Origin of the sequence: Microbacterium abyssi, assembly GCF_015277895.1 — a bacterium.
Classification (GTDB): domain Bacteria; phylum Actinomycetota; class Actinomycetes; order Actinomycetales; family Microbacteriaceae; genus Microbacterium; species Microbacterium abyssi.
Map to the genome: position 1 here is coordinate 1,062,697 of NZ_CP063815.1, position 11,953 is coordinate 1,074,649.

The 11,953-nt window shown below is 68.7% G+C and carries 11 protein-coding genes; 7 read left to right on the top strand and 4 right to left on the bottom strand.

From position 1 onward, the window contains the following. Nucleotides 1-29: 29 nt before the first annotated feature. Genes IM776_RS05265 through IM776_RS05295 form a run of 7 tightly spaced genes read left to right on the top strand, consistent with a single transcriptional unit; the run spans nucleotide 30 to nucleotide 7,925 of the window. Nucleotides 30-1,586: an ABC transporter ATP-binding protein gene (locus IM776_RS05265; protein WP_194421957.1), complete on the top strand. Its 1,557-nt coding sequence runs from the start codon at nucleotides 30-32 to the stop codon at nucleotides 1,584-1,586. After that, a complete protein-coding gene (locus IM776_RS05270) occupies nucleotides 1,583-2,884 on the top strand; it encodes an ABC transporter permease (protein WP_194421958.1) in 1,302 nt (433 codons plus the stop codon). Before IM776_RS05265 ends, IM776_RS05270 begins: the two co-directional genes overlap by 4 nt. Continuing rightward, a complete protein-coding gene (locus tag IM776_RS05275) occupies nucleotides 2,881-4,161 on the top strand; it encodes an ABC transporter permease (RefSeq protein WP_194421959.1) in 1,281 nt (426 codons plus the stop codon). The genes IM776_RS05270 and IM776_RS05275 overlap by 4 nt, the downstream gene beginning before the upstream one ends. A 36-nt stretch (nucleotides 4,162-4,197) precedes the next feature. Then, a complete protein-coding gene (locus IM776_RS05280; RefSeq protein ID WP_194421960.1) occupies nucleotides 4,198-4,596 on the top strand; it encodes a cytidine deaminase in 399 nt (132 codons plus the stop codon). Beyond that, nucleotides 4,593-5,888: a thymidine phosphorylase gene (locus IM776_RS05285; RefSeq protein WP_194421961.1), complete on the top strand. Its 1,296-nt coding sequence runs from the start codon at nucleotides 4,593-4,595 to the stop codon at nucleotides 5,886-5,888. The genes IM776_RS05280 and IM776_RS05285 overlap by 4 nt, the downstream gene beginning before the upstream one ends. Nucleotides 5,889-5,938: 50 nt before the next feature. Further along, nucleotides 5,939-7,057 carry an adenosine deaminase gene (locus IM776_RS05290; RefSeq protein ID WP_194421962.1) on the top strand — a complete coding sequence of 373 codons (1,119 nt, stop codon included), beginning with the start codon at nucleotides 5,939-5,941 and terminating at the stop codon, nucleotides 7,055-7,057. A 10-nt stretch (nucleotides 7,058-7,067) separates the two neighbouring features. After that, the gene (locus tag IM776_RS05295; protein WP_194421963.1) at nucleotides 7,068-7,925 is read left to right on the top strand and encodes a carbohydrate kinase family protein; all 858 of its coding nucleotides are present in this window, start codon (nucleotides 7,068-7,070) and stop codon (nucleotides 7,923-7,925) included. Nucleotides 7,926-7,945: 20 nt separating this feature from the next. Here the strand turns inward: IM776_RS05295 and IM776_RS05300 are convergent, their stop codons facing one another. From IM776_RS05300 to IM776_RS05315, 4 genes are read right to left on the bottom strand one after another with little or no spacing between them, the layout of a single operon-like run. Further along, nucleotides 7,946-8,647, bottom strand: a complete 702-nt coding sequence (locus tag IM776_RS05300) for an alpha/beta hydrolase (protein WP_194422518.1) — start codon at nucleotides 8,645-8,647, stop codon at nucleotides 7,946-7,948. 45 nt (nucleotides 8,648-8,692) lie between these two features. Beyond that, nucleotides 8,693-9,652, bottom strand: coding sequence for an SDR family oxidoreductase (locus tag IM776_RS05305; protein ID WP_194421964.1), 960 nt, complete (start codon nucleotides 9,650-9,652; stop codon nucleotides 8,693-8,695). Further along, complete coding sequence (locus IM776_RS05310) at nucleotides 9,649-10,602, bottom strand: bile acid:sodium symporter family protein (RefSeq protein ID WP_194421965.1); 954 nt, start codon at nucleotides 10,600-10,602, stop codon at nucleotides 9,649-9,651. The genes IM776_RS05305 and IM776_RS05310 overlap by 4 nt, the downstream gene beginning before the upstream one ends. Continuing rightward, nucleotides 10,599-11,897, bottom strand: a complete 1,299-nt coding sequence (locus IM776_RS05315; RefSeq protein ID WP_194421966.1) for a flavin-containing monooxygenase — start codon at nucleotides 11,895-11,897, stop codon at nucleotides 10,599-10,601. Before IM776_RS05315 ends, IM776_RS05310 begins: the two co-directional genes overlap by 4 nt. Between the last annotated feature and the right edge of the window lie 56 nt (nucleotides 11,898-11,953).

An 11,953-nucleotide genomic window follows, 5' to 3' on the forward strand; every position in this document is an offset into this window, starting at 1 on the left:
GAAGCACCTTCCCTGATTAGGATCTGAATATGAAGCTTGAACTGCGCGGCATAACGAAGAGGTTCGGCGCGCTGACGGCCAACGACCACATCGATCTCACGATCGAGCCGGGGGAGATCCACTGCCTCCTCGGTGAGAACGGCGCCGGGAAGTCGACGCTGATGAACGTGCTCTACGGCCTCTACCAGGCCGACGAGGGCGAGATCCTGCTGGACGACGCCGAACAGCACTTCGCCGGCCCCGGTGATGCGATGGCCGCGGGCATCGGCATGGTGCATCAGCACTTCATGCTGATCCCGGTCTTCACGGTCGCCGAGAACGTCATGCTCGGCCACGAGAAGACGACCTTCGGCGGACGCCTTGACCTGGCCGCGGCGCGCGCGATGGTGCGCGAGATCTCCGATCGCTTCGGCTTCCAGGTCGACCCCGACGCCATCGTCGAAGACCTCCCCGTCGGCGTGCAGCAGCGCGTGGAGATCATCAAGGCGCTCTCACGCGATGCCAAGGTGCTCGTGTTCGACGAGCCGACCGCCGTGCTCACGCCGCAGGAGACCGATGAGCTGATGGCGACGATGCGTCAGCTGCAGGCCGGCGGCACATCGATCGTGTTCATCACGCACAAGCTCCGCGAGGTCCGCGAGGTCGCCGACCGCATCACGGTCATCCGCCTCGGCAAGGTCGTCGGCGAGGCTTCGCCCACCGCCAGCAACGAGGAGCTCGCCTCGCTGATGGTCGGCCGTGCCGTCGAGCTCACTGTGCACAAGGAGGCGCCGAAGCTCGGCGAGGAGTCGCTCGTCGTGAAGGATCTCACCGTCACGGACCACCTCGGCACCGTGCTCGTCGACGACGTGTCGTTCTCGGTGCGCGGCGGCGAGGTCCTCGTGATCGCCGGCGTGCAGGGCAACGGGCAGACCGAGCTCACCGAGGCGATCGTCGGACTTCAGCCCCGCGTCGACGGCAGTGTCCTGCTCAACGGGCACGAGCTGATCGGACGCTCCGTGCGGGACATCCTCGACGACGGCGTCGGGTTCGTACCGGAGGATCGCAGCGTCGACGGCATCGTCAAGGAGTTCTCGATCGCCGAAAACCTCATGCTCGACCGCTCGGTCGGCGCCCCGTTCGTGAAGGCGGGCACCCTGCAGCTGCACGCGCTCGACGCCTTCGCCAAGGAGAAGATCGAGGAGTTCGACATCCGCACGCAGGGGCCGGCGCAGGCCGCCGGCCGGCTCTCCGGCGGCAACCAGCAGAAGGTCGTGCTGGCCCGTGAGCTCAGCCGCGAGCTGTCGCTGTTCGTCGCCGCGCAGCCGACCCGCGGCGTGGATGTCGGCTCCATCGAGTTCATCCACAAGCGCATCATCGAGACGCGCGACTCGGGCATCCCGGTGGTCGTGATCTCCACGGAGCTGGACGAAGCGGCGGCCCTCGCCGACCGCATCATGGTGATGTACCGCGGCAAGGTCGTCGGCATCGTGCCAGGCGACACTTCCCGCGAGCAGCTCGGTCTCATGATGGCCGGAATGATCGAGACCGACACGACGGCCGTCGCCGCCTCACCGGCGTCCGAGACCGAGGAGACCAGCGCATGACCGGCCCCGAGCTGAAGCCCATCGTGGCGGCGCCTGCCGACTTCGGCACCGAGCCCGCCGGCACGGAGCCCGGTCGCTGGCACGGTGCGTTCCGGCGCATCGTCACCGGCAACGGTTTGATCTCGGTGCTGTCGGTGATCCTGGCGCTCATCGCCGGCGCGATCATGATCGCGTTCACAGATCCCGAGGTCCAGGCCACGGCGGGTTATTTCTTCGCCCGGCCGCAGGACATGCTGGTCGCGGTGTGGGAGTCGATCTCCGGCGCCTACGTGGCGCTGTTCCAGGGCGCGATCTACAACTTCCGCGTGGACGGCTTCGCCGCCGGCATCAAGCCGTTGACCGAGACGCTCAAGTTCGCCACTCCGCTCATCGCGGCCGGCCTCGGCGTCGGTCTGGCGTTCCGCGCCGGTCTGTTCAACATCGGCGGTCAGGGACAGATGCTGATGGCCGCGGCGGCCGCGGGCTGGGTGGCCACGAGCATGAACCTGCCGTGGCCGCTGCACATGCTGGTCGCCATGATCGCCGGCGTCCTGGCCGGCGCGCTGTGGGCCGGCATAGCCGGCATTCTGAAGGCGCGCACCGGCGCGCACGAGGTGATCGTCACGATCATGCTCAACCACATCGCCTTCTACCTCCTCGCGTGGATGCTGGCAACGCAGGGGATCCTGCAGGCGCCGGGCTCGAACAACCCGAAGACCGCGGCGATGGCCGAGTCCTCGATCCTCCCCGAGATCCTCGGACCGCAATACAACCTGCACGCCGGCTTCATCGTCGCGCTCATCGCCGTGGCCTTCACCTGGTGGCTGCTGGAGCGGTCGAGCCTCGGCTTCCGGTTCCGTGCGGTGGGGGAGAACCCGACCGCGGCCAAGGTCGCGGGCATCAGCGTCGGCCGGATGTACCTGTACGTCATGCTGATCGCCGGCGGGCTCGTCGGCATCGCGGGCGTCAGCCAGGTGCTCGGCACTGTCACCAGCGGCTTCGGCGGCGACATCGACGCCGGCATCGGCTTCGATGCGATCACCGTCGCGCTGCTCGGCCGCTCGACGCCGCTCGGCATCCTCGCCGCCGGCATCCTGTTCGGAGCGTTCAAGGCCGGTGGCTTCGCCATGCAGGCCTCGGAGAACGTGCCGATCGAGATCGTGCTCGTCGTCCAGTCGCTGATCGTGCTGTTCATCGCAGCTCCTCCGCTGGTGCGCGCGATCTTCGGCCTGCCCCAGCCGGGCGCGCGTAGGAAGCCGAACAAGCCGAGGAAGCCGAAGAAGAATGCGGCGCAGATCGCCGAGGAGGTGTCCGCATGACCATCACGGCTGAAGCGGTGGTCAGTGACGAGCAGCGTCACGTCACGATCACCTCCTGGAAGACGCCGATCATCTTCGGCCTGTTCACGGTGCTGTTCGCACTGCTGCCGCTGCTCGCGCCCCGCGAGGGCGACAGCACGTTCCGGCTGGTCCGCTCCGCGAACGCGGCCATCCAGCTCCCCGAGCTCGTGCTGCCGGCCAACGCCACCGCGTGGGTCGCGGTCGTCCTGCTCGCCGTTGTGACCGCGCTGTCGATCGTGTGGACGCGCGCGCGGCGCAGGCTGCCTCTGTGGCTCACCGTCGTCTACGTCATCGTCCTCCTCGTCGGCTTCCTAGCCTGGGCATCCGCCGGTGGCACCCTGCCGATGATCGGCCTGCTCGGCGGAGCGCTGGCGCTCGCGACCCCGCTGATCTTCGGCGCGCTGGGCGGCGTGATCGGCGAGCGGGTCGGCGTGGTCAACATCGCCATCGAGGCGCAGCTCCTCGCGGGCGCGTTCATGGCCGCCGTAGTGGGATCCGCGACGGGCAGCCCCTGGGTGGGCCTCATCGCCGCGATGCTCGCAGGTGTGCTGGTCTCGCTCGTGCTCGCCGTGTTCGCGATCACCTACTACGTCAACCAGGTGATCGTCGGCGTCGTGCTCAACGTGCTCGTCGCGGGACTGACCACGTTCCTGTACCGCCAGGTGCTGAACGCGAACCCCGAGACGCTGAACTCCCCGCCGCTGTTCCCGGTGCTGCCCATTCCGCTGCTCAGCGAGATCCCGGTGCTGGGCCCGGTGCTTTTCCGCCAGACGATCATCGTGTACCTCATGTACGTCACGGTGTTCCTGGTCTGGTTCGGTCTGTACCGCACCCGCTGGGGCCTGCGACTGCGCGCGGTCGGCGAGCACCCGCAGGCGGCGGACACAGTGGGCATCAAAGTCGCAGCGACGCGCTACTGGAACGTGATGCTCGCGGGCGCCATCGCCGGCATGGGCGGCGCGTTCTACACGCTGGTCACGAACCCGCAGTTCGGCCGCGAGATGACGGCGGGCGCCGGCTACATCGCCCTCGCCGCCGTGATCTTCGGAAAGTGGGACCCGGTGCGCGCCACGCTGGCGGCGCTGCTGTTCGGCTTCGCCACGAACCTGCAGGGCGTGCTGTCGGTGATCGGCTCGCCGGTGCCGAGCCAGTTCATGCTGATGCTGCCCTACGTCGTGACGATCTTCGCCGTCGCGGGGCTCGTCGGGCGCTCGCGCCCGCCGGCGGCATCCGGCGAACCGTATATCAAGAGCTAGAGCCATCAAGCGAAGCCATCAAGAGCTAGAGGAGCCATGACAGACATCGACTGGGACGAGCTTCGTCACGTCGCCACCGAGGCCATGCACAAGGCCTATGCCCCGTACTCGCGCTACAAGGTGGGGGCGGCTGCGCTCGTCGCCGACGGCCGCATCGTCTCCGGATGCAACGTCGAGAACGCCTCCTACGGAGTCGGACTGTGCGCGGAGTGCGCGCTGGTGGGCGATCTGCACATGTCCGGCGGCGGCCAGCTCGTCGCTTTCGTGTGCGTGAACGGAGACGGGCAGACGATCATGCCGTGCGGCCGCTGTCGGCAGCTGCTGTTCGAGCACTCCATGCCCGAGATGCTGCTGGAGACCGTGTCCGGTATCCGCACGATCGACGAGGTGCTGCCGGACGCGTTCGGCCCGCGCGACCTGGAGAGCGCCCGATGAGCGCTGTCGAACCATACGACGCGATCGATGTCATCCGCGCGAAGCGCGACGGCGGCGTCGTGCCGGAGCCGGCGCTGCGGTGGATGGTCGACGCCTATACCCGCGGGTACGTCTCGGACGCGCAGATGGCCTCGTTCGCCATGGCCGTCTTCCAGCGCGGCATGGAGCGTGATGAGATCCGCGTGCTCACCGACGCGATGATCGCGTCTGGGGAGCGGATGAGTTTCGCCGACCTCGGCAAGCGCACCGTCGACAAGCACTCCACCGGCGGCGTCGGAGACAAGATCACCCTCCCGCTGGCGCCGCTGGTGGCATCCTTCGGCGTCGCCGTGCCGCAGCTGAGCGGCCGCGGTCTCGGCCACACCGGCGGGACGCTCGACAAGCTCGAGTCGATCCCCGGCTGGCGCGCCGCGCTGTCGAACGAGGAGATGTTCGCGCAGATGCGCGGCGACGTGGGCGCGGTGATCTGCGCCGCGGGCTCCGGCCTCGCGCCCGCAGACAAGAAGCTGTACGCCCTGCGCGACGTCACCGGCACCGTCGAGGCCATCCCGCTGATCGCCTCGAGCATCATGTCGAAGAAGATCGCAGAGGGCACCGACGCGCTCGTGCTGGATGTGAAGTTCGGTTCGGGCGCCTTCATGCAGGACATCGACCGCGCCCGTGAGCTGGCGCAGACCATGGTCGCGCTCGGCACCGACTCGGGCGTCGCGACCACGGCGCTGCTGACGGACATGAACGTGCCGCTCGGGTCGGCGATCGGCAACGCGAACGAGGTGCGCGAGTCCGTCGAGATCCTCGCCGGCGGCGGGCCCGCCGATGTGCGCGAACTCACGATCGCATTGGCCCGCGAGATGCTCGCGCTGGCAGGGCACCCGGATGCCGAAGTCGAGGCCGCCCTCGACGACGGACGCGCGATGGACACCTGGAAGGCGATGATCCGCGCCCAGGACGGCGACCCGGATGCCGCGCTCCCGACCGCACGCGAGACGCACGTCGTCACGGCCGAGACGGACGGGGTCGTCACCCGCCTGGACGCACTTCCGTTCGGCATCGCCGCCTGGCGTCTCGGCGCCGGTCGTGCCCGCGCCGAGGATCGGGTCGTGCACGCGGCCGGAATCGATCTCCACGCCAAGCCGGGAGACCCCGTCGCCGCAGGACAGCCGCTGTTCACCCTCTCCGCAGAGGATGCCGCACGGTTCCCGCGCGCGCTGGAAGCGCTCGAGGGCGCCTGGGCGCTCGGTGAGACGGCACCGGAGATCGGGCCGCTCGTCCGAGAGCGCATCACCGCGTAGGCTGTAGCGCGCACGACCGAGCGCCGGGCTCTTGAGAGGACGATGAATCCATGTCGATCGCATCCGACGGCGACGTCACGATCCAGGGCGTCTCGCTGCGCTCGCTGCCGAAGATCTCGCTGCACGATCATCTCGACGGCGCCGTGCGCCCCGCGACGGTCGTCGAGCTCGCGGCAGAGATCGGTCTGGAGCTGCCGGCCTCGTCGGGCCGCGGGCTGGGGGACTGGTTCGGTGCGCAGGCCGGCTCCGGCTCGCTCGTGAACTACCTGAAGACGTTCGACCTCACCGTGGGAGTCATGCAGAGCGCCGAGGGACTCACCCGCGTCGCTCGCGAGTTCGTAGAGGATCTCGCAGAGGACGGTGTCATCTACGGCGAGGTGCGCTGGGCTCCGGAGCAGCACCTGACCGGCGGGCTGTCGCTGGACGATGCGGTCGACGCCGTGCAGCAGGGGATCGAAGAGGGCGAGGATGCCGCGGACCGCGACGGTCGCAGCATCCGGGTCGGCCAGATCCTCAGCGCCATGCGCCAGAACGAGCGCGCGCTCGAGATCGCCGAACTCGCCCTCGACCACCGTGAGGACGGCGTCGTGGGCTTCGACATCGCCGGTCCCGAGGACGGGTACCCGGCATCCGATCACCGCGAGGCATTCGAGCTGCTCGCCGCGAACTTCATGCCGGTGACCGTGCACGCCGGTGAGGCTGCGGGCCTGGCATCCATTCGAAGCGCGCTCCTCGACGGCCGCGCGCTGCGCATCGGCCACGGCGTGCGCCTGGTGTCGGACCTCGAGGTCATGGGACGCGACGGCGACGAGGTGCAGGTCAAGTTCGGCGACCTCGCCCGCTGGGTTCGCGACCGCGAGATCCCGCTCGAGCTGTCGCCGACGTCGAACCTGCACACCGGGGCGATCGAGGCGTGGGGGACCGAGCTCGCCGACCACCCGTTCGATCTGCTCTACCAGCTCGGCTTCGCCGTCACGGTGAACGTCGACAACCGCACCATGAGCGGCACCTCGCTCACCCGCGAGCTCGCGCTGCTCGTCGACGCGTTCGGCTATGACCTCGATGACCTCGAGACCTTCCAGTTCAACGCCGCGGCTGCGTCGTTCCTGCCGGTCGAGGAGCGCGAGGAGCTCGTCGAGATGATCGCCGAGGGCTTCCAGACCTCGTGACGCGAAGCTGATGAGTTCACCTGCAGTCTTCATAGCGGGTCCGGCATCCTGGAACTCGATCGTCGTGCTCGACAGGCTTCCCGAGCCGACGCCGCACATGCAGTTCGCCGAAGCGAGCTGGGACACGCTCGGCGGAACGAGTGCGGGCAAGGCGCTGAGTCTGACTTCTCTCGGGGTGCCTGTGACGCTGTACGCGCTCGTCGGAGACGACGAGGCGGGCGAGCGGGTCAGAGCGGTGCTGACCGCTGCCGGCGTGCACGCGGTGTGGGGACAGGCCGGCGCGACCGAACGCCATCTGAATCTGATGACCCGTGCCGGCGAGCGGGTCTCGCTGTACCTGTCGACGCCGTCCGCGCCCGGCGCTGCCATCCCTGAAGAGGTGCGATCCGCGATGTCGGATGCCGACGTCGTCGTCCTCGATCTGGCAGAAGAACCGCGTCGTCTGCTGCCGCTCGCCGCCGGCAACGGCCGGCCGATCTGGATCGACGTGCATGACTACGACGGGACCGCGGAGTACCACCGGCCGTTCCTCGCCGCCGCGGACGCCGTGTTCTGCAACGCCGACAGGCTGGCGGATCCGGTGGTCTTCCTGCGTTCTCGAGTCAGTGCCGGGGCATCCTTCGCGGTGTGCACACTCGGGGCGGACGGGGCGGTGGCCGTCGATGCTGACGGATCGCTGCACCGGGTGCCCGCCGTTCCCGTCGACGTCGTCGACACCAACGGTGCAGGCGACGGATTCTTCGCCGGCGTGCTGGCGGCGCGGCTGAGCGGAGCATCCCTCGCCCAGGCGATGCAGGCGGGAGCACACTCGGCTTCGGTTTCGCTGGGCAGCAGGCATCTGCATCCGGTTCTCGACGCCGTCCTCTGACCACCGCCGGCCGGCGGTGGTCAGTCTTGGAGGAACGCGACGAGCAGTTCGGTCACCGTCTCGTGCATCTCCACTCCCGATATCGTCGGCGTTCCGTCGCCGCTCTGCGGGCCGTAGTCGCCGAAGGACGCGTGCGATGCGCCGGGGATCTCGACCAGTTCGGCACTCGCGGGCAGCAGGTACCGGGCATGCGCGACCTTCGCGGGCGTCGAAAGGCCGTCTTCGCTGCCGGCCAGGCTTAGCACGTCGAGATCGGTGTCTGAGAGGTCTGTCGAGCAGTAGGACGCGAACAGCACGAGCGACTCGGCGCCCTCGGCCAGCTGGCACGCCCGCACCCCGCCGAGCGAATGCCCGCCGACGCTCCAATCGTCGATCTCGGGTGCCGCGGAGGTGAAGGCGTCGAGCCGGCGCGGGTCGAAGAACGCCAGATTGAGCCATGGTCGGGTGATGACCACGGTCGTCCCGGCTTCGGCAGTGCCCTGGAGAATGGCGACGTAGGCCCAGGGATCGACTTTGGCGCCGGGCACGAACACCAGACCGGTCCCCGAGTCGCCGTCTGCCGGGGTGAGCACGATCCCCTCCGGCGCATCATCGATCGTGATCTTCGGATTGTCCTGCGCCTCCGCCAGCGGCCCCTCCTCAGCTGCCATGACGCCGATCTGCGTCCACGCGAGTGTTCCGCCGACGGTCAGGACGAGTACGGCCACAACGGCCCACAGCATCCACTTGAGGACCCGTCTGCCGCGCGATCTCTGCACCAGATCAGGTTACGCGTCGCTGACGCGTGCAACTCCCGGATGCGTGGCGAGATACTCCTCGAACGCCTCCTCGCTCGTGCGCGATGGTGTGAAGCCGAACTCCTCCTTCAGCAGCCCGTTCGCCAGCACGGGGCGGTAGCGCAGGAAGATCACCTTCTCGGGGCCGTGCGGTGTGAGGCGCAGCATCCGTCCCGCCTGCAGTGCGGCCGACAGCGCCCAGGCCGGCACCGTGAGCTGCGGCTTGCCGAGGCGTGCGGCGATCTCCGGCACCGTGAGGCTCCCGTCGCCCGCGACGTTGTAGATCCCGGGCGGCCCGTCGGTCGCGGCGCGCACCATGGCGGCGGCGACGTCGTCGACCCACACGAACACGAACGGCGAGTCCGATCCCGCGACCCGCAGGATGCGGCGGCCGTCCCACAGCGCCGTGATCTGGTTGTGCACGTCCGGGCCGAGGATCGTGCCGATCCGGAAGATCACCTGCTCCAGTTCCGGATGTGTTCGCCGGTGCTCTGCGAGCATCTCCTCGATGAGCCGCTTGTGGCGGGAGTACGGGAAGACGTCATTGCCGCGCAGCGGCTGGGTCTCGTCGATCCACTCCGGGTTGTCGGAGTGGTAACCGTACGCGGCTCCGGAACTCGAGACCACGATTCGGCGCACGCCGGCCGCAGCACAGGCCGCGAGAACGTTGGCGGTGCCGGAGACATCGACGCGGTACTCGAGATCCACGTCGGTGCCCGGGTTGACGATCGCCGCCAGATGCACGACGGTGTCGATCCGGTGCTCCCGCAGCACGGGTGCGATGCCCGCGGCGTCGGTCACGTCGAGATGGGCGAGGCGGATGCCGTCCCGCTCGGCGCCGGCGCGCACGTCGGCCGCCACGACCAGCTCGACATCGCCGCGCGCGGCCAGGAGACCTGCGACGTGCGAGCCGAGGAAGCCGCTGCCGCCGGTGATCAGCACGCGGGTCACGGCGACGGCTCCAGGGCGGCGCGGCCGCTCGCGTCGCCGGCGGGGGAGCCGGTGCGTCGCCGAGTGTGCCGGGCCCACAGGCTCGCGACGATGAGCCCGGCGACGATGTCCCAGATCCCCCACCAGCCGGCGACGATCGCCATGCCGCCGAGCCCGTCGAAGAATGCGAACACGATGCCGAGGCCGAGCCCGGCGTTGCGGATGCCGACCTCGAAGGTCATGGCCTTGCGCTCCCGCGTGCCCAGCCCTCCGGCCACGGCTGTGCCGTAACCGAGCGCGAGTGCGACCGCATCGTGGATCGTCACCACGAGCACGATGATCCCGAGCACCTGGATGAACACCGACCAGTTGCCCACCAGTGCCACGACGATGAATCCGACCAGCGCCAGCAGGCTGAACCACTTGACGAACGGATGCGCCTTCTCGGCGATGCGCGGCAGCTTCGCGCGCACGAGAAGGCCGACCCCGAACGGCAGTCCGATGATCAGCACGATCTCCAGAAGCATCTTCACAGGGTCCAGCGCGACCTGGCGCAGCACGGCGCTCGCCGTCGGATGCAGCGAGCCCCAGAACGCGATGCTCAGCGGCATCGCGACGATGTACAGCAGATTGCCGACGGCCGTCATGGACACCGACAGGGCGACGTTTCCGCCCGAGCGGTGCGTGAGCACCTGCGAGATGTTCCCCGGAGGGCAGCAGGCCACCAGGATCATCCCCATCGCCATGGACGCCGTCACCGGCAGCACCAGCGTCAGTCCGAACGTGACGATCGGCAGCAGGAGCAGCTGTGCGAGGATCGCGATGATGAAGGGCTTGGGATGCTTCGCCACGACGCGGAAGTCGCTCGGCGCGGTGTCAAGGGCGATGCCGAGCATGATCAGCCCGAGCACCACGTTCAGGAGGGTCAGCGATCCCGGCGTGAAGCTGAGGACGACGTCGTCGACGTTCATGCGGCTTCCACAGCCTCGCGTTCGGCCCGGAGGGCGCCGCGGTACGCGTCTTTGTTGACGTAGTACGACATTCGGTCGAGCGCCAGGTAGCGGTATCCGCCCGTCACATCCGGCCATGCCGCGCCGGTCACCCTGGCGCGAAAGCGCCCGGCGCGGGCCGGGTCGTATTCGACTGCGGTGAGATAGGCGGCGAGAAGCTCGGCCTGCTCGTAGCGTCCCTGCCAGCCGAGACCGGATGCCTCGACCATCCCCATCACGTACAGGCCGTTGAACGCGGCAGGGAAGATGTTGAGGAACAGTCGCGGCGACGCTCCCCGCCAGGACAGGTGCTCACGGTCGACGAACGGGTAGTCGAGCCGGTAGCCGGTGGCCAGCAGCACCAGGTCGTATTCGCCGGTCGTGCCGTCGCGGAAGCGCACGGTGTGATCCGTGTCGCCTCCGAAGCGCTCGACGTCGGCGCGGATGCGCAGATCGCCCTGCCCGAGATGGTTCAGCACCATCGTGTTCACGATCGGGTGCGACTCGTAGAGCCGGTAGGCGGGCTTGGGGAACCCGAACCTCACCGGGTCGCCGGTGAACGCTCTCAGCACACGTGAGTCGATGGCCTGCTTGATGCGGGCCGGCAGCGGCCGCCCCTGGTTGAGGGTGTCGCTCGGCCTGCCGAACAGATATCGGGGCACGAAGTAGTACCCGCGCCGCACGCTCATGTCGACGGATGCCGCGTGGTGCACGGCATCCACCGCGATGTCGCAGCCGGAATTTCCGGCGCCGACGATGAGCACCCGCTTTCCATCCAGCTGCCGCGCGTTCTTGTAGTGGTGCGTGTGCATGAGCTCGCCGGCGAACTCGCCGTCGAACGAGGGCACGCTGGGCTCGGCGAGAGTGCCGTTGGCGAGGATCACGCCCGCGTACCATGCGGTCTGCTCCCCGCCCGGTCCCGCCGACGCGAGGTCCCAGCCGCCGTCGCGCGGCTCCAGCCGCGTCACTCGCGTGTCGAATCGGAACAGGGCGGTGAGACCGAAGTGATCGGCGTACGACCGGAAGTACTCGAGCAGCACCTCGTGGCTCGGGTAATCGACCTCTGACCGCATCGGGAACTCGGCGAACTCGGTGGTCGTCCGCGACGAGATCAGGTGAGCGGACTCGTACATCGAACTGCGCGGGTTCGCGATGTCCCAGAGCCCGCCGACGCCGTGGGAGGCCTCGTAACCGTCCACCTCGATGCCCTGCTTCTGCAGCGCGCGCGCTGCCGACAGCCCCGAAGGGCCTGCGCCGATGACGGCGTACTTGCTCATCAATTGCTCCCCGCACGACGGTGTGCCCGATCTGTCGCCCCCACGACCGATCGTAG

Coding starts and splice junctions, on each gene's coding strand:
- IM776_RS05265 (WP_194421957.1), top strand. CDS start 30: ATGAAGCTTGAACTGCGCGGCATAACGAAGAGGTTCGGCGCGCTGACG.
- IM776_RS05270 (WP_194421958.1), top strand. CDS start 1,583: ATGACCGGCCCCGAGCTGAAGCCCATCGTGGCGGCGCCTGCCGACTTC.
- IM776_RS05275 (WP_194421959.1), top strand. CDS start 2,881: ATGACCATCACGGCTGAAGCGGTGGTCAGTGACGAGCAGCGTCACGTC.
- IM776_RS05280 (WP_194421960.1), top strand. CDS start 4,198: ATGACAGACATCGACTGGGACGAGCTTCGTCACGTCGCCACCGAGGCC.
- IM776_RS05285 (WP_194421961.1), top strand. CDS start 4,593: ATGAGCGCTGTCGAACCATACGACGCGATCGATGTCATCCGCGCGAAG.
- IM776_RS05290 (WP_194421962.1), top strand. CDS start 5,939: ATGTCGATCGCATCCGACGGCGACGTCACGATCCAGGGCGTCTCGCTG.
- IM776_RS05295 (WP_194421963.1), top strand. CDS start 7,068: ATGAGTTCACCTGCAGTCTTCATAGCGGGTCCGGCATCCTGGAACTCG.
- IM776_RS05300 (WP_194422518.1), bottom strand. CDS start 8,647: ATGCTGTGGGCCGTTGTGGCCGTACTCGTCCTGACCGTCGGCGGAACA.
- IM776_RS05310 (WP_194421965.1), bottom strand. CDS start 10,602: ATGAACGTCGACGACGTCGTCCTCAGCTTCACGCCGGGATCGCTGACC.
- IM776_RS05315 (WP_194421966.1), bottom strand. CDS start 11,897: ATGAGCAAGTACGCCGTCATCGGCGCAGGCCCTTCGGGGCTGTCGGCA.